This window comes from Deinococcus aetherius (genome assembly GCF_025997855.1).
GTDB lineage: Bacteria > Deinococcota > Deinococci > Deinococcales > Deinococcaceae > Deinococcus > Deinococcus aetherius.
This window is the reverse complement of sequence record NZ_AP026561.1, coordinates 261,998-285,459: the sequence shown is the minus strand read 5'-3', so window position 1 is coordinate 285,459 and position 23,462 is coordinate 261,998. Positions and strand designations below refer to the sequence as shown.

At 71.6% G+C, this 23,462-nt stretch carries 22 protein-coding genes; 7 read left to right on the top strand and 15 right to left on the bottom strand.

From position 1 onward, the window contains the following. Positions 1-52: 52 nt before the first annotated feature. The 5 genes from DAETH_RS17510 to DAETH_RS17490 all read left to right on the top strand — a co-directional run bounded on the left by DAETH_RS17510 (position 53) and on the right by DAETH_RS17490 (position 5,016). A complete protein-coding gene (locus DAETH_RS17510) occupies positions 53-1,150 on the top strand; it encodes a sulfite oxidase (protein ID WP_264777999.1) in 1,098 nt (365 codons plus the stop codon). Then, positions 1,147-2,007: a 2-oxo-hept-4-ene-1,7-dioate hydratase gene (gene hpaH, locus DAETH_RS17505; protein WP_264777998.1), complete on the top strand. Its 861-nt coding sequence runs from the start codon at positions 1,147-1,149 to the stop codon at positions 2,005-2,007. Before DAETH_RS17510 ends, hpaH begins: the two co-directional genes overlap by 4 nt. After that, positions 1,985-2,761: a 4-hydroxy-2-oxoheptanedioate aldolase gene (hpaI, locus tag DAETH_RS17500; RefSeq protein ID WP_264777997.1), complete on the top strand. Its 777-nt coding sequence runs from the start codon at positions 1,985-1,987 to the stop codon at positions 2,759-2,761. The genes hpaH and hpaI overlap by 23 nt, the downstream gene beginning before the upstream one ends. Before the next feature lie 82 nt (positions 2,762-2,843). Continuing rightward, positions 2,844-4,214, top strand: coding sequence for a glycoside hydrolase family 32 protein (locus DAETH_RS17495; protein WP_264777996.1), 1,371 nt, complete (start codon positions 2,844-2,846; stop codon positions 4,212-4,214). 91 nt (positions 4,215-4,305) lie between these two features. Continuing rightward, the gene (locus DAETH_RS17490; RefSeq protein ID WP_264777995.1) at positions 4,306-5,016 is read left to right on the top strand and encodes an HAD family hydrolase; all 711 of its coding nucleotides are present in this window, start codon (positions 4,306-4,308) and stop codon (positions 5,014-5,016) included. Positions 5,017-5,064: 48 nt separating this feature from the next. Here the strand turns inward: DAETH_RS17490 and DAETH_RS17485 are convergent, their stop codons facing one another. Then, positions 5,065-5,937, bottom strand: coding sequence for a ParB/RepB/Spo0J family partition protein (locus DAETH_RS17485; RefSeq protein WP_319993758.1), 873 nt, complete (start codon positions 5,935-5,937; stop codon positions 5,065-5,067). Beyond that, positions 5,934-6,710: a ParA family protein gene (locus DAETH_RS17480; RefSeq protein ID WP_264777994.1), complete on the bottom strand. Its 777-nt coding sequence runs from the start codon at positions 6,708-6,710 to the stop codon at positions 5,934-5,936. Before DAETH_RS17480 ends, DAETH_RS17485 begins: the two co-directional genes overlap by 4 nt. A gap of 732 nt (positions 6,711-7,442) precedes the next feature. Between DAETH_RS17480 and DAETH_RS17475 the strand changes: the two genes are divergently transcribed. After that, complete coding sequence (locus DAETH_RS17475) at positions 7,443-8,855, top strand: replication initiator protein A (protein ID WP_264777993.1); 1,413 nt, start codon at positions 7,443-7,445, stop codon at positions 8,853-8,855. 6 nt (positions 8,856-8,861) lie between these two features. Here DAETH_RS17475 and DAETH_RS17470 read toward each other — a convergent pair whose 3' ends face one another. From DAETH_RS17470 to DAETH_RS17420, 11 genes are all read right to left on the bottom strand, one after another. Continuing rightward, complete coding sequence (locus tag DAETH_RS17470) at positions 8,862-9,503, bottom strand: DsbA family oxidoreductase (RefSeq protein WP_264777992.1); 642 nt, start codon at positions 9,501-9,503, stop codon at positions 8,862-8,864. Positions 9,504-9,525: 22 nt separating this feature from the next. Next, a complete protein-coding gene (locus DAETH_RS17465) occupies positions 9,526-10,302 on the bottom strand; it encodes an ABC transporter permease (protein WP_264777991.1) in 777 nt (258 codons plus the stop codon). Beyond that, on the bottom strand, positions 10,299-11,054 hold the full coding sequence (modA, locus tag DAETH_RS17460; protein WP_264777990.1) for a molybdate ABC transporter substrate-binding protein: 756 nt from the start codon (positions 11,052-11,054) through the stop codon (positions 10,299-10,301). The genes DAETH_RS17465 and modA overlap by 4 nt, the downstream gene beginning before the upstream one ends. Continuing rightward, on the bottom strand, positions 11,051-12,178 hold the full coding sequence (locus tag DAETH_RS17455) for a substrate-binding domain-containing protein (protein ID WP_264777989.1): 1,128 nt from the start codon (positions 12,176-12,178) through the stop codon (positions 11,051-11,053). Before DAETH_RS17455 ends, modA begins: the two co-directional genes overlap by 4 nt. A gap of 187 nt (positions 12,179-12,365) precedes the next feature. Beyond that, the gene (gene galE / locus DAETH_RS17450) at positions 12,366-13,367 is read right to left on the bottom strand and encodes a UDP-glucose 4-epimerase GalE (protein WP_264777988.1); all 1,002 of its coding nucleotides are present in this window, start codon (positions 13,365-13,367) and stop codon (positions 12,366-12,368) included. Positions 13,368-13,419: 52 nt separating this feature from the next. Next, positions 13,420-14,451: a galactokinase gene (gene galK / locus DAETH_RS17445; protein WP_264777987.1), complete on the bottom strand. Its 1,032-nt coding sequence runs from the start codon at positions 14,449-14,451 to the stop codon at positions 13,420-13,422. 156 nt (positions 14,452-14,607) lie between these two features. Further along, a complete protein-coding gene (locus DAETH_RS17440) occupies positions 14,608-16,185 on the bottom strand; it encodes a glycerol-3-phosphate dehydrogenase/oxidase (protein ID WP_264777986.1) in 1,578 nt (525 codons plus the stop codon). Between the two features lie 88 nt (positions 16,186-16,273). Next, on the bottom strand, positions 16,274-17,773 hold the full coding sequence (gene glpK / locus DAETH_RS17435; RefSeq protein WP_264777985.1) for a glycerol kinase GlpK: 1,500 nt from the start codon (positions 17,771-17,773) through the stop codon (positions 16,274-16,276). A 173-nt stretch (positions 17,774-17,946) separates the two neighbouring features. Continuing rightward, positions 17,947-19,317: an LCP family protein gene (locus DAETH_RS17430; RefSeq protein WP_264777984.1), complete on the bottom strand. Its 1,371-nt coding sequence runs from the start codon at positions 19,315-19,317 to the stop codon at positions 17,947-17,949. A gap of 659 nt (positions 19,318-19,976) precedes the next feature. After that, positions 19,977-20,414 carry a response regulator gene (locus DAETH_RS17425; protein ID WP_264777983.1) on the bottom strand — a complete coding sequence of 146 codons (438 nt, stop codon included), beginning with the start codon at positions 20,412-20,414 and terminating at the stop codon, positions 19,977-19,979. After that, on the bottom strand, positions 20,411-20,560 hold the full coding sequence (locus tag DAETH_RS17420; RefSeq protein WP_264777982.1) for a hypothetical protein: 150 nt from the start codon (positions 20,558-20,560) through the stop codon (positions 20,411-20,413). Before DAETH_RS17420 ends, DAETH_RS17425 begins: the two co-directional genes overlap by 4 nt. A 158-nt stretch (positions 20,561-20,718) precedes the next feature. Between DAETH_RS17420 and DAETH_RS17415 the strand changes: the two genes are divergently transcribed. Next, complete coding sequence (locus DAETH_RS17415) at positions 20,719-21,699, top strand: aldo/keto reductase (RefSeq protein ID WP_264777981.1); 981 nt, start codon at positions 20,719-20,721, stop codon at positions 21,697-21,699. Positions 21,700-21,899: 200 nt separating this feature from the next. On the opposite strand, the gene DAETH_RS17410 is transcribed toward DAETH_RS17415, so the two are convergent. Together DAETH_RS17410 and DAETH_RS17405 are read right to left on the bottom strand one after the other, a co-directional pair. Next, positions 21,900-22,373, bottom strand: a complete 474-nt coding sequence (locus DAETH_RS17410; protein ID WP_264777980.1) for a MerR family transcriptional regulator — start codon at positions 22,371-22,373, stop codon at positions 21,900-21,902. Further along, positions 22,373-23,347 (bottom strand): NADPH:quinone oxidoreductase family protein, encoded by a 975-nt coding sequence (locus tag DAETH_RS17405; RefSeq protein WP_264777979.1) that lies wholly within the window; start codon positions 23,345-23,347, stop codon positions 22,373-22,375. Before DAETH_RS17405 ends, DAETH_RS17410 begins: the two co-directional genes overlap by 1 nt. Positions 23,348-23,462: the final 115 nt, after the last annotated feature.

The window sequence follows — 23,462 nt, the reverse complement described above, 5'->3', positions numbered from 1 at the left end:
CCGGAGAATGACCGGGCATCCGCACCCTTCGCCCATTCCACCAGGAGGTTTCATGCCGCCATCCCCCCCAGACCTGGGCCCCGCGCCCTACCTGATCACCCGCGAGCAGTCGCCGCCCAACCTGGAGTTTCCCTTCCGGAACCTGAACGCCCGGGTGACGCCCACGGCGAGCTTCTACGTCCGCAGCCACTTTCCCACTCCATTCCTGACCGCCGAGGACTGGAGCCTGACGGTAGGTGGAGCGGTCACCCGTCCCCTCCGGCTGGGCCTCGCCGAGTTGCGCGCCCTGCCCGCGCGCACCCTCACGGCGACGATGGAGTGCGCCGGGAACGGGCGCGTCTTCCTGACGCCCCGGCGGCGCGGGGTGGCCTGGGAACTCGGCGCGGTGGGCACGGCCGAGTGGACCGGCGTGCCGCTTTCAAAGGTGCTCGAAAGGGCCGGACTCCTCGGCACGGCCTGCGAGGTGGTGCTGGAGGGCGCCGACCGGGGCACGTTGACTGACCCGTTGCCGACCCCCGGTGATATCCCCTACGCGCGGAGTGTTCCCCTGGACAAGGCGCTGGGCGACGTGCTGCTGGCCTACAGGATGAACGGGGAGGCGCTGACCCCCAACCACGGCTTCCCCGTGCGCGCGGTCGTGCCGGGGTGGTACGGCATGGCGTCGGTGAAGTGGCTCACGTCGGTTCAGGTGACGGCCGAGCCCTTCCAGGGGTACTTCCAGACGGTGGACTACGCCTACTGGGAGACGCGGGACGGCCTGCCGCCCCAGCTCCGGCCCATCGGCGCGATGGAGGTCAAGGCCACCATTGCCCGCCCAGCCCCCCACGAGGAGGTGCCCTGCGACGCCGTTTACGAGGTCGCGGGGGCGGCGTGGGCGGGTGAGACGGATGTCGCGCGGGTCGAGGTCAGCGTGGACGGCGGGTGCACCTGGAGGGAGGCCGAGTTCCTCGATCCGCCCACGCCTCACGTCTGGCGGCGTTGGCGCTTCGCCTGGCACACGCCCATCCGTCCCGGCCGCCGCACCCTCGTCGCCCGCGCCACCGACGCGCGGGACCGCACCCAGCCCGGGGCCCACGACCCGGCGCGAGGCGGATACATGATCACCCATCCCCTGCCCGTCGAGGTAGACGTGCGCGAGAGGTCGCCGTGACGCCAGGCCCCCACCCCCAGCGCCTCATCCCGGACGCCGAGCTGCCCGCCCTGGCCGCCGAGCTGGAGGCGGCGGAGGCGAGCGGAGTCCAGCTCTCCCCCTTCTCGGAGCGCTTTCCGGGCATGACGGTTGCGGACGCCTACGCCGTGCAGCGCGCGTGGGTAGCGCACAAGCTCGCTGGGGGGCGGCGCGTCGTGGGCCACAAGATCGGCCTCACCTCGCGCGCCATGCAGCTCGCCTCGCGGATCGACGAGCCCGACTACGGGGCGCTCCTCGACGACATGTTCTTCGAGCCGAACGGGGACGTTCCCCTCTCGCGGTTTCTCGCGCCGAAGGTGGAGGTCGAACTCGCCTTCGTCCTGCGGGCCGACCTGCGGGGGCCGGGGGTCAACGTGTTCGACGTGCTGCGCACGACCGAGTACGTCACCCCCGCCGCCGAGATCATCGACGCCCGGATCGAGCGGGTGAGCGCCAGCACCGGAAGGCCCCGCCGCGTGACCGACACCATCAGCGACAACGCCGCGAACGCCGGGGTGATCCTGGGAGGGCGGGCCGTGCGCCCGGACGGCCTCGACCTGCGCTGGGCGGCGGCCCTGTGCATTCGCAACGGCGTGATCGAGGAGACGGGGGTGGCGGCGGGCGTGCTCGGTCACCCGGCGTCCGGGGTCGCCTGGCTCGCCAACCGGCTCGCGCCGCACGGGGAGAGTCTGTCTGCGGGCGAGGTCGTGCTCGCCGGGTCCTTCATCCGCCCGGTGGACATCTCCCCCGGGGACGTGTTCACCTTCGACTACGGGCGGCTGGGAACCTTCTCGTGCCGCTTCGCCGGGGAGCCTCGTGGTCAACGACACCAGCCCTGACAACCCCTTCAAGACCGCCCTCGCCCGGGGAGACACCCTCTTCGGCTTCTGGCTCGCCCTCGCCGACCCCTACAGCGCCGAGATCTGTGCCGGGGCGGGCTTCGACTGGCTCCTGATCGACGGGGAGCACGCGCCGAACGATGTGCGCTCGACCCTGCGGCAGCTTCAGGCGGTCGCCCCCTACCCGGCTCACCCGGTCGTGCGCCCGCCCGTCGGGGACGCGGTGATCATCAAGCGGCTCCTCGACCTCAGGGCGCGCAACCTGCTCATCCCGATGGTGGAGTCGGCGGCGCAGGCGCGGGACCTCGTGGCGGCAACCCGCTACCCCCCGCGCGGGATACGCGGCGTCGGGAGTGCCCTCGCCCGCGCGAGCGGCTTCTCCCGGGACGCGGAGTATGTCAAACACGCCGACGAGGGCGTCTGCCTCCTCCTCCAGGTCGAGTCGGCCGCCGCCCTGAGTGCCCTCGACGACATCGCCCGGGTGGAGGGGGTGGACGGCGTGTTCGTCGGCCCGGCGGACCTCTCCGCCAGCCTCGGCCACCTGGGAAATCCCGGGCACCCCGACGTGCAGGCGGCCATCCGGGACGCGGCGGGTCGGATTCGGGCGGCGGGCCGGGCGGCGGGCATCCTCGCCACCGACCAGGGAGTGGCGCGCACGTACCTGGAATGGGGCTACACCTTCGTCGCCGTCGGGGTGGACGTGACCCTGCTCGCGGGCGCGACCTCCCGCCTGGCGGCCCGCTTCAAGGGGTAGGGGCGCTTGCTCGTCACATGACGAGCAGAGGCGGGGCGGCCTGTTCAGCCCCCCGGGCCGAGGTTGGGCCAGGCTGTGACCCATGTCCGCCTCCCGCGACCTGAGCGACCCGCAGCGCCCCTCATGGCATTTCACCGCCCCGCGCGGCTGGCTCAACGACCCCGTCGGGCTGGGGCATCACGGCGGGTGGCACCACGTCTTCTACCAGTACAACCCGCACGCGGCCTGCTGGAGCATGATGCACTGGGGGCAGGCCCGCACCCGCGACTTCACCTCCTGGGAGGACGCGCCGCTCGCCCTGCTGCCGGGCACCCCGCACGACCGCGAGGGCTGCTGGAGCGGCTCGCTCGTCTACGAGGGCGGGGTGCCGACTCTGGTGTACACGGGCGTGAGCGACCCGACGCATCAGGCGGGCAGCGCCAGCGTGAACGTCGCGCCGGGGGTGGAGGGCCCCGACGGCTCGCTCCACGGCTTCCGCGCCCACCCGCAGGCGGTGCTTCGCTGGCCTCGCTCGGGGGAGGTGCCCGGCCTGACGCTGACGGCGTGGCGCGATCCCACCTTGCGGCGCGTCGAGGGGGAGGACGGGCGCGGGGAATGGCGGCTCGTCGTGGGAATCGGTACTGAGGAGCGGGGCGGCGGCGCGCTCCTGTACGCCGGGGAGGACCTGCGCACCTGGCGCCTCCTGGGTGCCCTGCTCCTCGGCGAGGCGGGCGGGGAGGACCCCGGCGAGGTCTGGGAGTGCGCTCAACTCCTCGACCTCGGGGAGGCGGCCATGTTGATCGCCTCGCGGATGAGGGGCGGCGGCCCGGACGGCACCCTCGCCGTGACGGGCACGCTCCGTGGCGACGCCTTCGAGGTGACGCGCGGGGAGCCGCTCGACCACTCGCCCCTCTTCTATGCTCCGCAGGCGTACCGGGCGCCCGGGGAACGCCTTCTCCTCATCGGCTGGGTCCGCGAGGTGAGACCGGCCGACATCCAGCTGGCGAGTGGCTGGTCGGGCGCCCTGAGCGTGCCCCGCGAGATCGAGGTGCGGGAGGGCCGGGTCTGGCAGACCCCCGCCCGCGAACTCCTGACCCTGCGGGAGCGCGCGGTCTGCCCCGGCGAACTTCTCCCCACCCGGCTCGACCTCGACCTGCGCCTGCCGGGCGGCGGCAGCTTCGTGATCGAGCAGGACGGGCACCCCCTCGTCCGGCTGGAGGGGAACGATGGGGAGGTCTCGATCCTGACCTCCTCCCACGTAGTGACGCTGCCCAGTCCTGGCGCCTCGCTCCGGCTCCTGCTCGACGCCTCCGTCGTAGAGGTCTTCGCCGACGGACGAAGCGCGACTCTGCGCACAGCACCGGAACATCGCCTCTGCACCCTGACGGCGAGCGGCGGGGCGACTTGCCGGGGTTGGACGCTCAGCCCTGCCTTCTCCCAAACCCCGGGGGAGTCGGACCGGCCAGCGGACTGAGCTTGCTCGTCACGTGACGAGCAGCCCTGCTTCCCGGACATCACAGCGGGGCGCCGCCTCTTTCCGCGACCCCACGCTCTACAGTGCACGCATGATCGTCGCATTCGTGAATCCCGAGGGCATCCTGACCGCGCTCCTCCCCGGGGAAGAGCCCAGCACCGCGCAGGTCGCCCTCGCGGCCCTGCTGTCGGGCGCCGAACTCGTCCCCGTGACGGGGCTGGACGAGGAGGGCCTGCTGGAGGTTCCGGCAGCCTTCACCTCCTGGCAGGTGCTCGGACACGGGGCCGTCGTCCTCACCCCGGACGGCGAGGAGGACCCGGCGTGGCGCCGCCTCACCGCAGAGACGCTGGAGGAGTACGAGGGCGCCCTGCGCCTGGCCCACCAGGCCGCCCAGCATATCGGCTGGCTGGGGCAACTCGGCACCGAAGCGCACCTCCACGAGCGGCACGGGCGCCCCCTGATGGCGACCCTGACCCACCCCCACCACCTCACCCACGCCCTTGCGGCGGCGGCCCGCGAGTGGCGAACCTGGCTGGACGAGAGCCCCTTCCGGGGTCGGCTGCGCCTGATCGAGGGGACGACTGCCCTCACCATGCTCCCGCGCGAGATCAACCCCGAGAGCGCCGTCAACTACGTCCTCTCGCAACTCGGCGACGTCACCCTCACGCTCGGGGCGAGCGCCGCCCCCTCGGACGCGGCCTTCCTCGCCCTGTGCGACTACGCGCTGACCCCGGGGGGCGGCCCTGTCCTGGAGGCGGCTCAGGCAGCCCTGGGGGGCAGCGGGGAGGGCGAGGACGAGTGATTTCGGCCTGGCCTTCCCCGCTGCTCGTCACGTGACGAGCGACTTCCCCTAACCCTCGTCCAGCAGCTCGCCGATCTGCCGCAGCAGCCTCTCGACCTTGCGGCGCCGCGTCGTGTCGAGGCGGGCGAGCGTGCGCCGGTCGGCGAGGCGGCGGGCGACCTCCCGGGCCGGGTCGCCCGTCTGAGGGGGCCGCAGCCGCTCTCGCAGCCCCTGCACGGTCTCCCCCTGTCCGGCGAGATCGAGGAGTTCGGCCCGCCGCGCCTCGTCCGCCACCCGGCCGACGACAAGAGCCTTGCGGTAGTCCAGCCCCTCCCGAACCGCCGCCTGGACGTCTTCCGGGAGGTTGAGGACGGCGGCGCGATTCTTGACGAAGCTGCGCCAAGTCTCGCGTCCGAGGGCGCCGAAGAGGGCGTCGAGCCGGGCGATCGCCTCGGGGTTCTCCTCCGGGCGGCGGTCGAGCGCGAAGAGGCGGGCGGCGGCCTCACCCGGGGGCACGCCCAGGGCCGAGGCGGCGACCGCGAGCCGGGCGCGCACCTCCTCCAGCGGGTTGAGGTTCTCGCGTTGCAGGTTCTCGACGGCGGCGGCGAGCCGGGCCTGCTCGTCAGTGAGGTCGCGGACGAGCACGGGCACCTCGCGCAGCCCCGCGAGCTGGGCGGCCCGCCAGCGCCTCTCCCCGGCCACGAGTTCGTAGCCCCCGTCCCCCAGCGGCCGGACGAGGAGCGGCTGGAGCACCCCCTGCTCCCGGATACTGCGGGCGAGTTCTTCGAGCGCCTCGGGCGAGAAGTGGACGCGCGGCTGGAAGACTCCCGGGCGCAGCGAGTCCACCGGCAGGGTCGTGGTGGCGGGTTGCCCCAGCGTCTCCACCCCCTCCACCAGACCGCTCAGGCGGGCGCCGATGGCGGGCCGGGCCTTGCGGGTCACGCCTCCACCCCCGGGATCTGCACGCCGAGGTGCGCGGCGCGGGCGATCTCCGCCGTCACCCGCAGCACGTCACGGTGAACGGGCGAGCCGGGCGCGTACACCCCGACGGGCTGCCCGGCGCTCGCGCTGTCGTTCCACACCGCCCCCCGGTCGGGCACCGGGCTGGCGAGTGGCCGCAGCAACTTCTGGAGGGCCGCCAGTGCCTCGCGGTCGTGCGAGCGCCGCGCGTCGTACAGGGTGGGCACGTACAGGGCGACGGTGAGGTCCGGGCGCAGCTTGCGGTACGTCGCCATCGCCTCGCTCAGCCCAGCCAGCGCGTTCATGCCCTTCTGACGGGTGGGGACAGGAACGATCAGGTGGTCGGCGGCGAGCGCCCCCAGGATCGAGAGCTGCCCCAGGCTGGGCGGGCTGTCGACCAGCGTCACGTCGTACTCGGCGGCGACCGCCTGAAGCGCCTGCCGCAGGTGCAGGTGCGCCCCCACCACGCCCATCATCTGCCCCTCGGCGAGCGCCAGGGATACGTCGCTGGGAATCAGGTGCAGGCCGTGAGCGGGAACGGGGGAGGGGAGAGGCTCGCCCCGCGTGGCCGTGTCGTACACCGTCTGATCTCGGGTCACGCCGCTCACGCCCAGCCAGTCGGTCAGGTTCGCCTGGGGGTCGAGGTCCACGAGAAGCACCCGCAGCCCCGCTTGCGAGAGGGTGTACCCCACGTCGCGGGTCAGGCTCGACTTCATGACCCCACCCGCGTGGTTGAAGAACGTCAGCGTGCGCATTCCCCCCAGCCTACCCGATGGTCAGTCCCTTTGCTCGTCACGTGACGAGCGGCCCGGGCGAGGCTCCGGAGAGCAGCGACTATCGGACAACTTGCGCCGTTTCGGAGAAGGAGGGGTCAGAAGGCGGGCTCCGTCAAAGGAGCAGTCGTCGCCCAAGGTGCTTCCCCCACCCCTTCCCCCATCGGGGGTGTCCGAGAATTCGAAAAAGCCGCTCATATTGACTGTCACTTACGTAACCTACCGCCTTAATTACGCTACATACAGTAACTCTACCTATCGGACAACTTGCGCCGTTCTGAGAATGGGGACTATCGGACAACTTGCGCCGTTTTTGATTAGGCACCGTCTTGGACGGTGTTTTCCAGCGCGTGCTTCCAGAAAGTCTACCTATCGGACAACTTGCGCCGTTTTGCCTCCAACTATCGGACAACTTGCGCCGTTTCGGGGCTGAGGTATCGGACAACTTGCGCCGTTTTCAAAGTCTACCTATCGGACAACTTGCGCCGAAGGTATCGGACAACTTGCGCCGTTTAGGGTCTACCTATCGGACAACTTGCGCCGTTTGGGGGCCAAAACTATCGGACAACTTGCGCCAAACTATCGGACAACTTGCGCCGTTTCACCCCCTGGAGGCCGTCTGGGACGCGAGTCGACCTGCCGTGTGATGTTGTTTCAACATATCTTTTAAAAAGATCTTTTAAAAGATTTAAAAACAACAACAGGGGGTCCCCGGTGTCCGAAAACGGCATCAAACGCTTCGACGAACTCAACATCGCCCGGCTGAGCCTGATCAGCGTTCAGGAACGCATCCCCCCTGGCTACCGCGACTGGTACGTGGAGCTGGAGGACGGCGAAAGGCGCTACCGGGTCACCTGCCAGGCCATGCCCGAGTACGGGGTGCCGCACGGCATCGACACCGACATCACCGCCGCGCTCGTGAACCTGTACATCGACCAGGGAGCCCCGCCGGGCGGCAGCGTGACCTGCACGCCCTACCAGCTCCTCCAGATGGCGGGGCTCGACCACAGCGGACGCTACTACGCCGCGCTCGACGAGAGCCTGCGGCGCCTGACCACGACGAACTACTTCATCTCCGAGGGGTGGCGCGACCACCCGCGCAAACGCTGGACGAACGTGAATTTCCGGTACATCGACCGCCTGGAATTCACCTCGGGTGAGAGTGACCGTCTGGACGCCACCAGCATCCTCAAGATCACCCTGCCGCAGGAGATCGCGCGCAGCGTCCGCTCGGGGTACATCAAGCCGCTCGACCTGAGCTTCATGCAGACGCTGGGACGCCCGCCCACGCGGGCCATCTACCGCCTGCTGGACGCCCAGCGCCGCGACCCCGAGCAGCCCGAGCGGGTGGCGATGACCTTCCAGGTCGGCCTGATGGAGTGGGCGCAGGCCTGCAAGATCGTGACCGACCGCCCCAGCCTGGCCCAGCGGACCCTCGACGCCGCCCACGAGGAACTGCTCGAAAAGGGCTTCCTGAAAAACGTCGAGTACGTCGGGCGCGGCAAGAAGAAATACCTGCATTACACCTTCGGGGAAGCCTTCATCCCGCCCAGCCCGGGGCTGATGGAGGACCTTGCGGACGTCGGCATCACCCAGACCCGCGCCCTGCAACTCGTGCGCGAACACGGCGAGGACACCGTCGAGGACACCCTGGCCCGCTACCAGGGCATCATGGCGGACGGGTACAAACCCCGCAGCCGCCCCGCGTTCTTCATCGATCTCCTCAAGAATCCGGAGAAGTATGTCCTCCCCGAAGGGCCCGTGCCGCCCCCAGAAGGGCCCAAGAAGGGTCAGCGAAGGCAAGGGCGCAGTCAGAGTGCACAGGAGGACTCCAAGACCCCTTCACGGCCCTTACAGGAGGAAATCGAGGAGGAGGGGGGAGACGAGGCGTTACGAGCGTCGCCCCGCGAGGTCCAGGTCGAGGAGGTCATGCGCACGTTGACCTTCCTGCTGCGCAACGACCTGAAGCTCACCGAACTCGACACCCTGCGTCTCGCGCTCGACGAGGGGCTCGAAGACCCGCTGGAGGTCAAGGCGCGGGTGCTGCGCGGGGTGAGCAGCGGGGAGCGGGCCGCGATGATCCGCGACCTGCGGGCCCGGTTGGAGCTCGTGCCGGGGGGAGAGTGACAGCCCTCAGCGGGGGCGCTTGATCGTCTCGACCCCCGCCCCCGAGCGCAGGACCTCGCCGTACAGGCTCCAGAGGTCCTGCGCGTCCTTTGGGTCCCGGGTCAGGCGCGAGAAGCGCAGGTAAGCCGCGTGTCCCTCCGGCAGCGCGAAGGTGGGCGTGCCGAAGACGCCCAGGGCCGCCGCGTCCCGCAGCTCGGCGCCCAGCTCCTCCCGCACCCCCGTGTCGTCGGCGAGGTCACGGGCGAACTGGTCCAGGTCCAGCCCGGCCTCCTCGGCCGCGTTCCTGATCGTCTCCTCGTCCAGCTCGGCCTTGCGCTCGTGGCGGGCGCGGAAAAGGGCGAGGGTGAAGTTCCACGCGGCGTCCTCCCCCTGGCGGGCCGCCGCGTGGGCGGCGAGAAAGGCGCGCAGGCTGCCTTGCTGAAAGGGCTCGCCCTCCCCGGCCCCCTGCTCGTGCAACCACCACGTCGGGGCCTTGCGGTCGGGATTCTCGGGGTGGTTGCCCTGCACCAGCGAGAAGTGGCGCAGCCGGAAGCCCAGGCCCCGTTCCCGCCGCAGCACGTCCGCCATCTCCACCCCGCGCCAGGCGAAGGGACACAGAAAGTCGAAGTACACGTCCGTCACGCCGGTCCCGGGGGTGGGGGCTGTCATGCCCGGACGCTAGCACACGGGCTCAGGCCCGCCTCCCCGCCAGGACGCGCAGGGCGAAGAGCACCCCGAAGGCGAGCACGACCATGACCGCGCTGAGCACCAGGGCGGGCGCGAGGTCGCTCTCCAGCGCCCCGTAGATGGCGAGGGGCACCGTGCGGGTGCGGCCCGGCAGGCTCCCGGCGAACAGGAGGGTAGCCCCGAACTCCCCCAGGGACCGCGCCCAGGCGAGCACCGCCCCCTCCAGCAGGAAGGGGAGGGCGAGGGGCAGGGTAACCCGCGAGAAAGTGCCCCAGGACCCCGCCCCGTCCACCCGCGCGGCGGCCTCCACGTCGGGGTCGAAGGCGAGGAAGCCCGCCTTGGCGGCGCGGACGTAGAAGGGCGCACTCGTGAACACCTGCGCGAGCACGACGGCGGCGGGGGTGAAGGCGAGGGAGACCCCGGCGACCTCCAGCGGGCGGCCCAGCCACCCGGTCCGCCCGAAGGTCAGCAAAAGGGCCACCCCCGCCACCACGGGCGGGAGCACCATCGGCAGGTCGAGCAGGGCGTCGAGCACGGTGCGCCCCGGGAAGCGCCGCCGCGCGAGCAGGTACGCGACCGGGGTGCCCAGCGCGAGGGTGAGGGCCAGGGCCGCCCCCGTCGTGAACGCACTCACCCACAGCGCGTCGAGCACGGCGGGCGAGCGCAGGGTGGGCAGAAAGTCGGCGCCGAGCCCCCGGGCGAGGAGCGCGGCGACGGGGAGGAGCAGGAAGGCGGCGAGGGCCAGGCTGAGGGCGACGGGAACGGGGTGGGGCCGGGTCATGGGGCGGGCAAGAACCCCCACTTGCGCAGGATGCGCTGCCCCTCCGGCCCGCGCACGAAGCGCACGAAGGCCTGGGCCTCCTCCGCGTTCGGGCTGCCCCTGAGCACGCCGACGGGGTAACTCACGGGCGGGTTGAAGCGGGGCGGGAGGGCGACAGTTCGCACGCTCCTGCGCAGGGTCGGCGTCACGTCGCTCACGTAGACGACCGCCGCGTCCGCCTGCCCCAGACTCACCTTGAGGGCGACCTGGCGCACGTTGGGCTCCTCGCTCACCAGGTTGCGCAGGACGCGGGCGGCGAAATCCCCCCCGTAGGTGCCCGAGGCCGCGATCCGGTCGAGGGCCCGCCGGGTCGCGTCGCCGACCGGGACGGCGCGCTCGGCGAGCACGAGTTTGAGCCCGGGCCGCGTGAGGTCCGCGAGGGTCCGCACGGCCGTACTCCCCCGGGGCGTGATCACCGCCAGCCGGTTGCGGGCGAAAGCCTGCCCGGAGGCGATCAACCCCTCCTCCACGAGCGGGTCGAACTGGGCGGCGTTCGCGGAGGCGAAGACGTCCGCCCGGGCACCCTGGGTGAGCTGGGTGCGCAGAACCTGCGATCCCGCGAAGGAGAAGGTCGTGCGGTTCCCGGTCTGCGCGTCGAAGGCCCGCCCGATCTCGGTGAAGGCGTCGGTGAGGCTGCTCGCCGCGAAGACGGTGAGGGGGGCGGCCCCCGCGTTCCCGAGCGCCAGGGCCAGCAGGGCGAGGGTGCGCCTCACGCCGACCTCCGCGCGGGCCGCACCAGGGTGACCTGCCCCGCCCCCGCCGGGTCGTAGCCGCCGAGCGTGGCGAGCTGGGCGTGCAGGGCGGGGGAGGCCGCCGCCGCGAGCAGGGCCGCCAGCGCCGGGTGCCGGGCGTGCGCCGCCGGGACGACGAGTTCCACGGGCTCCACTTGCACGGGCACGAAGTCCAGCCCGTGCGCCGCCGCCACCGCCTGCGGCCCCACGCCGACGTCCGCCTCCCCCGCCCGGATCGCCCGCGCGACCTCGGCGGGCGAGGCGACCAGCCGGTCGTGGCCGCCCACGTCGGCGGGGGAGACGCCCGCCTCCGCGAGCCAGGCGTCGAGCAGCACGCGGCTCCCGGCGCCGGGCGGGCGGTTCGCCAGCCGCACCCCCCGCCCGGCGAGGTCGGCGGCCCGGCGGATGCCGCGCGGGTTGCCCGGCGCGACCATCCACCCCTGCGTCCAGGTCCACAGCCGGTGGACGCTGAAGCCCAGCGGCCCGAGAGCGAAGTCCAGCGCCGCGTGGTTCAGGCTGCCCGTCCCGGTGTCCCACAGGTGAACGGCGGCGCCGTGAGCCTCCCCGCGCGCCACGGTGCGGAGTGCCTCCTCGCTGGGCAGGGAGCGCACGAGCACCCGCCCCGCCGCACCCGGCACCGCCGCCGCGAGCAGGCGCAGGCTTGGATCGCAGCCCGCCACGACCACGGTGCGCGCGGCCAGAGCGAGGGCGTCCCCCGTCGGCGTGACGGGGAGGGCGCCGTCCGGACGGGGCGGGCCCGCCACCCCGTCCGCCGCCCAGGTGAACGAGTCCTCCGCCCCCAGCGGCAGCGCGAGCGTCCGTTCCCCCACCCTCGCCAGCCGAACCCGGCTCCCCGGGGCGGGCGCGTCTCCCACGGGCTCGGCGAGCGTCTCCCCCGGGGCGAGTTCAAAGAGGGTCTCGACCGCCGTGCCCAACTCCCGCGCCAGGGTCAGGGCCGTGTGAATACCCGGCTCGACCGCCCCCGTCTCGACCCGGTGCAGGGCCTGCCGGGTCAACCCCGCCCGCCGCGCCAGTTCGGCGGCGCCGATTCCCGCCCGCTCCCGCCATGCCCGGACACGCTGGACCACCATTGTTCGCTGTTCCACCCGCCCAACGTAACTTGTAGGCGTCGGCAGGTCAACGCGGGGTTACATCTGGACAGATGGAGACAGACGCTGCTCGTCACGTGACGAGCGGGCGACAACGCCCTTCCGGCTCACGGGGAACAGGGCCGCCAGCCAGTGAATTCACCCCGTCGCTTGTGGGGGACGGGGTGGATTTGATACTGCGGTGTTACTTCTGAAATCCGTGCGGGTGCGAGCGGTGCCACTCCCAGGCGGTGCGGATGATGCCCTTCAGGTCGGTGAAGTGCGGCGTCCAGCCGAGTTCCCCCTGGATGCGGTGGCTGTCGGCGACGAGACTGGGCGGGTCGCCCGGGCGGCGGGGCGCGATCTCGCGCTTCAGGGGCGGCAGGCCGTCCTCGGTGATCACCGCGTCCACCGCGTCCAGCACCTGCTTCACGCTGAAGCCGTGCCCCAGCCCGACGTTGTAGGTGCTGCTCGCCGCGCCGCCTTGGAGGGCCTGGACCGCCAGCACGTGCGCGTCCGCGAGGTCCACGACGTGGATGTAGTCGCGGATGCAGGTGCCGTCCGGGGTGGGGTAGTCCTCGCCGAAGATCATCATCTTCTCGCGCTGGCCCAGGGCGGTGAGCAGGGCGAGTTCGATCAGGTGGGTCTTGTTGGGGTGAGCCTCGCCGATGGCCCCGCCCGGCTCGGCGCCGCAGACGTTGAAATACCGCAGCTTGACGTTGCGAATGCCGTGGGCGCGCTCGAAGGCGTCGAGCATGTGCTCGGTCATCAGCTTGGTCTCGCCGTACACGCTCGTGGGGCCCTTGGGCGCGTCCTCGGGGATGGGGGTCACCTCCGCGTCCCCGTACACGGCGGCGGTGGAGCTGAAGACGACGGGCGCCTTGACGGTCTCCGCGTTCGCCTGGAGCAGGTTGAGGCTGCCGACCACGTTGTTGCGGTAGTAGCGCCCAGGAGCACGCATACTCTCGCCCACCTCGATCAGGGCGGCGAAGTGGACCACGGCTTCCGGCTTGACGCGGCCGAACAGGTCGCGCACGGCCCCGAAGTCGAGCAGGTCGATTCGCTCGAAGGCCGCGCCCGGGGGCAGCGCCTCGACGTGGCCGCTGGAGAGGTTGTCGAGGACGGTGACGTGGTGCCCCGCCTCCATCAGGCGGCGGACGGTGTGGCTGCCGATGTACCCGGCACCGCCGGTCACGAGTAGGTTCATGGGTGGACCTCCGGGAAAGTGGGGGATAAGGGGGGATGGCCTGGCCCGGTTCTCACGGCACGACGCGCCGGCCCTGCCCGCTGTAGCGCGCGAGCACGCCGTCGGCGATGTCCACGGCCTCCTCCTGCGGCACGAGGGCCACGAGCGCCCCGCCGAAGCCCGCCCCGGTCATCCGGGCGCCGTACACGCGGGGGTCGGCCTGGAGGAGCGCCACGAGTTCGTCCACCTTGGGGTGGGAGACCTCGTAGTCGTCCTTGAGGCTGGCGTGGGAGGCGTTCATCAGCTCTCCGAAGCGCCCCGCGTCGGCGTGCAGGGCCTCCAGCACCCGCGCGTTCTCCAGGACGACGTGGCGGGCGCGGCGGCGCAGCAGGTCGTCCTGAAGGGCCTCGACCGCCGCCACGTCCGTCACGTCGCGCAGCTCGGGCACGCCGAGCAGGCGGGCGGCCTCCTCGACCTGGGCGCGGCGCTCGTTGTAGCCGCTGCCCGCCAGGGTGCGCGGCACGCCCGAGTCGATCACGAGGACCTCCGCGCCCGCCGGGAAGGGGTACACCCGGCGCTCCAGGCTGCGGGTGTCGAGGAAGAGCATGTGCTCCGTGTCGGCGAGGCTGCTCGCCATCTGGTCCATGATCCCCGACTTCACGCCCACGTACTCGTGCTCGACCCGCTGGCCGATCAGGGCGAGTTCCACGTCGTCCTGCCCCAGCCCGTACAGCTCACGCAGGGCCCGCAGGGTGCCGACCTCCAGCGCCGCGCTGCTGGATAGGCCCCCGCTCGGCACGTCGCTGTCGATATACACGTCCAGAGCGTCGGTAACCCCCAGCAGCTCGATGCAGCCGATCACGTAGCGGGCGAAGTCGCTGCCCCGCTCGCCCAGGGGCACGGTCAGCGTCCGGTGAAGGTTGGCGCTGTGCAGGCGGTGTTCGCCGCCGCCGCTGCGGCCCACGCTCACGGTCGCCCGCTGTGGGATCGCGGTTGGCAGCACGAAGCCGCCCTGATAGTCGGTGTGCTCGCCGAGCAGGTTGACGCGGCCCGGCGCGCTCGCGGTGACCTCGGGCTCGCGGCCGAAGACCTCCCGGAAGCTCATGCGGTGACCCCCCGGGGGAGTGGGGTCAGAGTTGGGAACTTGAATTTGAGCATGGGGACTCCATTCTGCGTGGGAGGGGTGGAGAGGGGCTTCTGACCCCGCCCATCCTAGAGGTCTCCCGGCGAATGGGAGTGGAGTCCGCCCCCCAGCGTCCCTTCAGGCCAGGAGATACCCCTGCGCCACCTCCCGGTACGCCCTCACCTGCGCCTCCTGCCACGCCCCGTCCCTCCCCAGCTCCTCGGCGAGGAGGGCGGCGGCGCGGGGGGCGGCCTCCAGGCTCGCGCGGGCGTTCAGCAGCAGGGCGCGGGTGCGGCGCGCGAGGAGGTCCTCGACGGTGCGCGCACTCTCCCGCCGCACCGCCCAGCGCAGCTCCGCCTCGGTGTAGGGGAGGTCGGGGTGGAGGAGACGGCCCGCGCCCGGCAACGCCCCGATCTTCTCCGCATCCGAGCCGTAGACCCGCAGGTGCTCCGGGCGCCCCGCCGTCTCCTCGGGCGGGCTCCAGCCGTGCAGAGGCAGCCCCTGGGTCAGGCTCAGGCGCCCCGGTAGCTCGGCGAGCCTCGCGGCCCGGTCCACCGTGTCCTCGCCCATGCGGCGGTAGGTCGTCCACTTGCCGCCCGTCAGGGTGATCAGCCCCGAGTCCGAAATGCGGATCAGGTGGTCGCGCGAGAGGGCCGCCGTGGAGCCCGCCCCGTCCGTTTTCTCGTTGCGCACGAGCGGGCGCAGGCCCACGTACACGCTCCGCACGTCCGCGCGGGTGGGCGCCGGGTCGAGGTAGCGCGCGGCGGTGTTCAGGATGAACTCGATCTCCTCGGGCAGCGCGCGGGGTTCCAGGCCCGCCTCGGGGACGGGGGTGTCCGTGGTTCCGATCACCACGTGGTCGTGCCAGGGCACCGCGAAGAGCACCCGCCCGTCGTCGGTGCGCGGCACCATCAGGGCGCTGTCTCCCGGCAGGAAGCGGCGGTCCACGACCACATGCACCCCCTGGCTGGGCGAGAGCATGGCCCGGGCCCCGGGGTCGTCCATCCGCCGGACGTTGTCTACGAACACGCCCGTCGCGTTCACGACCGAGCGCGCCCGGACCTCGTGCTCCTGCCCGGTCTCCCCGTCGCGGAAGCGGGCCCCAGCGACCCGGCCCCCCTCCTTGAGGAGTCCGACGACCGGGGCGTAGTTGAGCGCCACCCCGCCGTGGTCCTCCAGGGTGCGCAGCAGGGTGATCGCCAGCCGCGAGTCGTCGAACTGCCCGTCGAAGTACAGGACGCCGCCGCGCAGCCCGTCCTCTTTCAGGGTCGGAATGTTGCCGAGCGCGTCGCGGCGACCCACGAGGCGGCTGGGCTGGAGGTTCAGCCGCCCGGCGAGCGCGTCGTACACCTTCAGCCCTATCCCGTAGAACGGCCGCGACCACCACGTGTAGGAGGCGATCAGGAAGCCGAGGTCGTGGACGAGGTGCGGGGCGTTCTTCTTCAGCAGGCCGCGCTCGCGCAGGGCCTCGCGCACCAGACCCACGTTCCCCTGGGCGAGGTAGCGCACCCCCCCGTGGACGAGCTTGGTCGAGCGGCTGGAGGTGCCCTTGGCGTAGTCGTGCGCCTCCAGCAGCAGCGTGCGGTAGCCGCGCGAGGCGGCCTCGACGGCGGTGCCGAGGCCGGACGCACCCCCCCCGATCACGAGGAGGTCCCAGACCTGCGGGGCGGTGGCGGCGGCGAGGAGGGGAGAGCGGGGGTCGTGGAGAGGGGGCATCGACTTCCTTTCGGGTGGGGGAGGCTGGGGCGGACAGGCCGAACGGATGCTCCCACACGGGGCGCCGGTTCAGAAGGCCCGGATGTCCTCAGCCCCCCGCCTCCTCCCACGCACGGCTGCGCTCGACGGCCCGGCGCCAGCGGCCCAGGCGGTGCTCGCGCTCGTCCGCGTCCATTCTCGGCTCGAAGGTCCGCTCCGCCCGCCACTGCCGGGCGATCTCCTCCTGGCCCGACCAGTAGCCCACCGCCAGCCCGGCGAGGTAGGCGGCCCCCAGGGCGGTCGTCTCCGTCACCCGGGGGCGCACGACGGGCACGCCGAGGATGTCGGCCTGGAACTGCATCATCAGGTTGTTGAGGCTCGCTCCGCCGTCCACCCGCAGTTCCCGCAGTTCGCCGCCCCCGTCCTGTCGCATCGCGCCCAGCAATTCCGCCGACTGGAAGGCGATGGATTCGAGCGCGGCGCGGGCGATGTGAGCCGCCGTCGTGCCGCGCGTGAGGCCGACCAGCGTACCCCGCGCGTAGGGGTCCCAGTAGGGCGCCCCCAGCCCCACGAAGGCGGGCACCAGGAACACGCCCCCCGACGACTCCACGCTCGTCGCCAGCGCCTCGACCTCGCGGCTCTCGCGGATGATCCCCAGCCCGTCGCGCAGCCACTGGACGACCGCGCCCGCCACGAAGACGCTGCCCTCCAGCGCGTACGTGCGCTCCCCCCCCAGTTGCCACGCGACCGTGGTGAGGAGCTGGTGACGGCTCGGCACGGCCTCTGCGGCCGTGTTCATCAGCATGAAGCAGCCGGTGCCGTAGGTATTTTTTGCCATGCCCCTTTCCAGGCACGCCTGCCCGAAGGTGGCCGCCTGCTGGTCCCCCGCGATCCCGGCGATGGGGATGCGGCGCCCGAAGAGGCCCTCCGCCGTCTCCCCGTAGACCTCGCTGCTGCTCCTGACCTCGGGGAGGAGGGCGCGCGGCACGTTCAGCAGGGCCAGGAGCTCGTCGTCCCAGTCCCCGCTGTGGATGTCGAACATCAGGGTGCGGCTGGCGTTCGTCACGTCGGTGAGGTGCCTCGCCCCGCCCGTGAGGTTGTAGACGAGCCACGAGTCCACGGTGCCGAAGGCGAGTTCGCCCCGCTCCGCCCGCTCCCGCGCGCCCGGCACGTGGTCCAGGATCCACGCGACCTTCGTTCCGCTGAAGTAGGCGTCGAGGACGAGGCCCGTCTTCGCCTGGAAGGTCGCCTCGTACCCCTGTGCCCGCAGGGCGTCGCACGTCTGCGCGGTGCGGCGGTCCTGCCAGACGACGGCGTTGTGGACGGGCTGGCCGGTCCGGCGGTCCCACACGACCACCGTCTCGCGCTGGTTGGTGATGCCGATGGCGGCGATGTCCCCCGCCCGCAGCCCCGCCCGGGTGATCGCCTCCTGCGCCACGCCGCTCTGGGTGCTCCACAGTTCCAGGGGATCGTGTTCGACCCAGCCGGGCCGGGGGAAGAGCTGCCCGAACTCCTTCTGGGCGGCCGCCACGACCGAGCCCTCCCGGTCGAAGACGATGGCGCGGCTGGAGGTCGTGCCCTGGTCGAGCGCGAGGATGAATGGGGACATGGGAAGGCTCCTTGGTGGGGGTCTTGGGCCGTGGAGGTTGGTCGTCCGCCAGCCGGTCGGGGCTGGAGGCGGGGTGGGCGCCTGGCTCGGCGTCCACGATGGCACAGAATCCACGGAGAGCGGCGCCCGGTGGGGTGGCCGTAAACCACCTCCGGGCGCCGCTTTCCCTCCCGTTACCGCAGGGCGAGGTGCAGGCGCCGCCGTTCCGCGTCGCTCACGATGAAATAGTAGATGCCCCCGATCATCTGCCCGTGCCCGCGCACGCCGAGCTTCACGGGCAGCCGGTCGGTATAGGGATGGGCGCGGCGCAGGTTGACGATGATCCTCGGGCCCAGGTCGGTGCGGACGAAGGGGATGAGCTGGCGGGCAAAGTCGTTGAGCCGCACGGTGTCGTTCAGCGGGATGTCGTTGAGCCGCAGCATCAGGGCGCGCACGATCTGCTGGTGACGGTCCTCGCGCCCGAAGGCCCCCCGGGGATCGAGCTTGCGCATCCGGCTGTACGCCAGCGCCGTCTTGCCGTCCAGGTGCATCGGCCCCTTCCCGAAGTGGTAGCCCTCGTAGTCGAAGGAGAAGGGCACTTGCACGTCCACCCCGCCCACCTGATCGATCATGTTGCGGAAGCCGCCGTAGCTGATCTCGGCGTAGTACTGGAAGGGAAAGCCCAGGAAGCGTTGCAGCGTGCGGTTGAGCAGGGCGGCCCCCCCGAAGCGGTAGGCGTGGTTCACCTTGTCCAGGCCGTGCCCCGGAATAGAGAGCCGCGTGTCGCGCGGAATGCTCAGCAGCGTCACGACCCGCCGGTCGGGGTTCAGCGTGACGAGCATGATCGAGTCCGCCCGGCCCTCGCCGATCTTCTCCTGGTCGTTGGCGATCAGCAGGATATGCACGTTGTTGGAAAAGGGGTTGGGGCGCATGCTGCCCCCGTCGTTCTGCCCCACCGTACGCGCGGGCACCCGGGCCGCCGGAGCCTCGGGCCTCGGAGCCGGTCGTGAATCCGGGGCGGAACCCTGCGCCGGGGGCTCGGCGGGTTGGGGTACGGCGGCGACCGACGGCTCGACGGGTGCCGGCCCGGCGGCTTTCGTCCCCGCGTTTGGCGTGGGCTGGGGTCTGCCGGCGGTCTGCGCGGCTTCGGGCGCCTGTCGAGCGGGGATGGTCGCCGCCCCCGCCGTCCTGGCCGGGGGAGATGAGGCGGGCGTCTCGGAGGGGCGCCGAGGAGCCTGACTTGGGCTCTGTGGAGGCGCCTCGGTGGCCTGTGGGACGGCGGGCGTCACGGTCGGCTGTTGAACCGGCCCGGGCTGCTCGGCCGGGGTCGGCGCTGGGGTCGGGGTGACCGGCGGTTCCTGAGCCTGTCCGGCCCCCAGCTTTTCAGGCTTCAGGTCCTGAAACAACGGTTCGGCTTCCGCCTCCTCGGGGTCGCCCCGGCCCGGCAACTCCTGCCACACGGCCCGGGCGATCTCGCCGGTCTCGCGCTTCTCGCGGTACAGGTAGCCGCCCACGCCCCCCAGAACCACGAGCAGCAGGAGCGCCCACGGCAGCCACCGCCTCACGCCGCCCACCGCCGTGGGGAAAGAGGGCGACTTCGTGGACGGTGGGGCGACTTGGGACTGGAGAGTGGGGCGGGGGTCATGGGCGTTTACATCCTAGCCTTGAGGTCAGGAAAGAGCGTCCACCGAAGGTCCAAGAACCGCTCCTCTTCCGTTAAGGTAATGTAGGCCCCCCACGCTGATTCCACGCTGATGAGCGGCGGAAAGAGGGGAACACGGCCTCTTCGTGCCCGTGGCGTTACCGGGTGCCGGATCATCCCGATGCGAGTGAGGAACACCTGTCCAGCCGGACGACGTTCATCCTGACCGTTTTCTCCATGTGGGTGAGGATGGTCCGAACGTAGCGACCGGGACCTCGGCGCTGTCCCGTCTTGCCCGGGGGTATGGGGATGAACCGACGCGCGGTCCTCCGGTCGTTCGCCGCCCGTTTTGCTCCCGTCGTTCAGCCGCCCCCAGCGCTCCACTCACTTTGGCGAGCTTCCTTCAACATTTCCCAGGGAGGCCACGCGACCCGACCGAGGACGACGCCTCCACCGGGCACCGACACGTTCTCCCTATGCCGTGGGGATGGCCCGAGGAGTCGTTCGCAGGAAGGTTGTGCTTGAAACTCGTTCCTCACGCTCGTGGGGACGTTTTGCGGCAGGGCCCACCTCGCCCCACCCCTACGGCTGGTGATCGGGGGGAAGGGCCGCCGTGGCGAACCAGAAGGCGCCGAAGGAGCGGATGACCTCGACGAATTCCTCCAGGGTGACAGGCTTGGGGATGTAGGCGTTGGCGTGCAGGTTGTAGCTGCGCCAGATGTCCTGCTCGGCGCGCGAGGTGGTCAGCACGATCACGGGGATGTTGCGCAGGTCGTGGTCCACCTTGAGCACGTCGAGGACTTCCAAGCCGCCCATGCGGGGCATGTTCAGGTCGAGCAGGATCACGTCGGGGCGCGGCGCGGACGCGTGCTCGCCCTCGCGGCGCAGGAAGGCCAGGGCCTCGACCCCGTCCCGGGCGAGGTGCAGCGAGTGGGGAAAGTCGGCCTCGCTGAAGGCCTCCTCGGTCAGCAGGATGTCGGCCGCGTTGTCCTCGACGAGGAGGATGTCTATGGACTTCATGGCTGCGGAACCTCGGCCGGGCGACAGGACGTGGGGAGGAGGGAGAGGCCGGACACCGCGCGTTCCCCGCCCCGCCGCCGGAAGCTCGCCCGATCCACGCCCGCCGCCAGGCCGCCCGGACGGGCCGACAGGAGAGAAGGCTTCATGGGGCCACATTCTAAAGGCAACGTGTCACAGAACCTGGACAGAGCGCGGTGCCCTGTTCCTTTAACGCCACGTTGACTGTCCCATCCGCTTCACGGCGGCCACTGTTGAGCGGGCCCGGCCCCCGCGGCCCCCGTCTCCCCGTACATTGAGGCCACCCATGCGCGACCAGGCCATCCCCGGCACCGACCTCCGGCCCTCCGTGATCGCCCTGGGGACGGTGGCCCTCGGAAGTACGCTGGACGAGGCCGCCTCGCTGCGGCTGCTGGGCCGCTTTCTCGACCTCGGCGGCACCTTTCTCGACACCGCCCGCGTCTATTCCGACTGGCTGCCCGGAGAGCGAAGCCGCAGCGAGAAAATGCTCGGGCGCTGGCTGGCGACCCCGGGCACGCGCGACCGGGTCGTCCTCGCCACCAAGGGCGGCCACCCGCCGCTGGAGGACATGCGGCGCGGGCGCCTGTCGCGGCAGGACCTGCGGCTCGACGTGGAGGGAAGCCTGCGGGACCTGCGCACCGACCGGATCGACCTGTACTGGCTCCACCGCGACGACCCCACCCGCCCGGTCGCGGACATCGTCGAGACGCTGAACGACCTCGCCGACGCGGGACTGATCCGTGCCCTGGGGGCCTCGAACTGGAGCGCGGCGAGGCTGCGGGAGGCGAACGCCTACGCCCGACGTGCTGGAAAGCGTCCCTTCGTGGCGAACCAGATGAGCTGGAGCCTCGCCGAACCCAATCCCGGCTCCCTGGGCGACCCCACCCTCGTCGTGATGGACGAGGCGACCCGGGAACTGCACCGCGAGACCGGGCTGGCGGCGGTGCCGTACTCGTCACAGGCGAACGGCTTTTTCGGTGGGAAGTACGGGCGGGGAAGGTGGTGGGTGGCCTCGCCCTCGGCCCGGCACGTGCGGCGCGTGTACTACAACGGCGCCAACTTCGGGCGGCTGGAGCGGGTGCGGGAGGTCGCGGCCCGGCTCGGGTGCTCGCCGAATCAGGTGGCGCTGGCGGCCCTGACCGCCGAGCCCTTCCCGGTCTTTCCAATCGTCGGGGCCTACACCCTGGAACAACTGGAGGACAGCGCGGGAGCGGGTGACCTCGTGCTGGACGAGGGCACCGCCCGGTACGTGAAGACGGGGGGCTGAGGGCTCGCCCGCGAGGGTTGTCGTCCCCGACCTCCTCCCCTTATCCCGTGCCCAGGTCCGCCGGGGGAGCGCGGGCACAGGAACCTCTCGACCCCGAAGTGCGCGGCGGCGGATCAGAACCGGGCCTTGACCACGGGCAGGGGGAACGCCGCCTGTTCAGACAGGCTCTTGGAGAAGTCCCCCGATCCCCGGGTCTTCCCTCAGCCCTCCATGTCCTCCGGCAGCGGAGGCTCGGGCAGCGGGTCCACGTCGCCCCCCGTGAAGCGTTTGGTGAGCCAGCGGTCGAACCGGGCGAGGCCCTCGGCCTGCCGGGCGTAGGCGGCGTTCAGCGCCCGCAGCCGGGCGTGGACGGCCCGCAGCCGCTCGTCGCCGAGGGGGATGTCGGCCCGGGTCCAGTCACGGCGGTACGTCCCGTCGATGTCGTGCGTGGCGCGGCGCAGGATCACCATGTCGCGCACCTCGTCGAGGGGCACGCCCAGCACCCGCAGGTCCATCACGTCCCGCAGCAGCCGCAGCGCGTAGGGCCCGTACAGGGCCCGCCCCGAGGCCGTCACCTGATCGGGGGTCAGCAGGCCCAGTTCGGCGTAGTGCATCACGGTTCGCCGCGTCACTCCCGCCTCACGGGCGAGTTCGGCGGTCGTGTAGAAGGTGAGTGTCTCCGGGCTCGGCGTCATCAGGGCGTGACCACCACCTTGCCCGTCACCCGGCGGTCCAGCAGGGCGCGCAGGGCCACGGGGGCGCGTTCCAGCGGGTAACGTTCGCTGACCAGCGGCCGGATCGTCCCGTCCCCCACCCACCCCGCCAGCCGCGCGAGGTTGCGGGCGTTGCCGCGCGGGTCCCGCCGGGCGAACTCGCCCCAGAACACGCCGACCAACGACGCGCCCTTCAGAAGAGGGAGATTGAGGGGCAGCCTCGGAATGTCGCCCCCCGCGAAGCCCACCACGAGATACCGACCCCCCCAGCCGATAGAACGGAAGGCGGGCTCGGCGAGGTCCCCGCCCACCGGGTCGAAGATCACGTCCGGCCCCTTCCCGCCCGTCAACGTCTTGAGGCCGCCCCGCAGGTCCCCTTCGGCGTAGTTCAGTGTCTCGTCCGCCCCGTGCTCGCGGGCCAGGGTCAGCTTCTCCTGGGTACTCGCCGCCGCGATGACCCGCGCCCCCAGCGCCTTCCCGATCATCACCGCCGCGAGCCCCACCCCGCCCGCCGCGCCGAGGACGAGCAGAGTTTCATTTGGTTGGAGTTGCGCCCGGTCCACAAGCGCGTGCATGGACGTGCCGTAAGCGAGAGGGAGGCTGGCGGCGACGGCCGCGTCCATCCCCTCCGGGAGGGGCATGACCGCATTTGCGGGGGCGAGCAGCCTCTCGGCAAATGCACCTGTGCCGGTAAATGCCACGACCCGTTGGCCGAGCTGGATGCCCTGCACCCCCTCCCCGACCGCCGAGACGACGCCCGCCGCCTCCGCCCCCGGCGTGAAGGGGAAGGGCGGCTTGACCTGATACAGCCCCTGCACCATCAGCGCGTCGGGGTAGTTCACGCCCGCCGCCTCCACGTCGAGCACGACCTGGCCGGGGCCGGGGGTGGGGTCGGGCACGCTTTGGACGGTCAGGGCCTCGGGCTCGTCGAAATGGTCGCAGATCAGGGCGCGCATGGGAAACCTCCTGGGGGAAAAAGACGGCTGAGTGGTGCCCAGTGTACGGTTCCCGTCCGGGTGTGTGAACGCCCGCGTACGAAATTGACGTGTGCGTACACGCGGCCTAAGCTGA

Excerpts from the sequence above, each read along its gene's own strand:
- DAETH_RS17510 (WP_264777999.1), top strand. The coding sequence starts at position 53 with ATGCCGCCATCCCCCCCAGACCTGGGCCCCGCGCCCTACCTGATCACC.
- DAETH_RS17495 (WP_264777996.1), top strand. The coding sequence starts at position 2,844 with ATGTCCGCCTCCCGCGACCTGAGCGACCCGCAGCGCCCCTCATGGCAT.
- DAETH_RS17490 (WP_264777995.1), top strand. The coding sequence starts at position 4,306 with ATGATCGTCGCATTCGTGAATCCCGAGGGCATCCTGACCGCGCTCCTC.
- DAETH_RS17480 (WP_264777994.1), bottom strand. The coding sequence starts at position 6,710 with ATGCGCACGCTGACGTTCTTCAACCACGCGGGTGGGGTCATGAAGTCG.
- DAETH_RS17470 (WP_264777992.1), bottom strand. The coding sequence starts at position 9,503 with ATGACAGCCCCCACCCCCGGGACCGGCGTGACGGACGTGTACTTCGAC.
- DAETH_RS17465 (WP_264777991.1), bottom strand. The coding sequence starts at position 10,302 with ATGACCCGGCCCCACCCCGTTCCCGTCGCCCTCAGCCTGGCCCTCGCC.
- galE (WP_264777988.1), bottom strand. The coding sequence starts at position 13,367 with ATGAACCTACTCGTGACCGGCGGTGCCGGGTACATCGGCAGCCACACC.
- galK (WP_264777987.1), bottom strand. The coding sequence starts at position 14,451 with ATGAGCTTCCGGGAGGTCTTCGGCCGCGAGCCCGAGGTCACCGCGAGC.
- DAETH_RS17440 (WP_264777986.1), bottom strand. The coding sequence starts at position 16,185 with ATGCCCCCTCTCCACGACCCCCGCTCTCCCCTCCTCGCCGCCGCCACC.
- glpK (WP_264777985.1), bottom strand. The coding sequence starts at position 17,773 with ATGTCCCCATTCATCCTCGCGCTCGACCAGGGCACGACCTCCAGCCGC.
- DAETH_RS17425 (WP_264777983.1), bottom strand. The coding sequence starts at position 20,414 with ATGAAGTCCATAGACATCCTCCTCGTCGAGGACAACGCGGCCGACATC.
- DAETH_RS17420 (WP_264777982.1), bottom strand. The coding sequence starts at position 20,560 with ATGAAGCCTTCTCTCCTGTCGGCCCGTCCGGGCGGCCTGGCGGCGGGC.
- DAETH_RS17415 (WP_264777981.1), top strand. The coding sequence starts at position 20,719 with ATGCGCGACCAGGCCATCCCCGGCACCGACCTCCGGCCCTCCGTGATC.
- DAETH_RS17410 (WP_264777980.1), bottom strand. The coding sequence starts at position 22,373 with ATGACGCCGAGCCCGGAGACACTCACCTTCTACACGACCGCCGAACTC.
- DAETH_RS17405 (WP_264777979.1), bottom strand. The coding sequence starts at position 23,347 with ATGCGCGCCCTGATCTGCGACCATTTCGACGAGCCCGAGGCCCTGACC.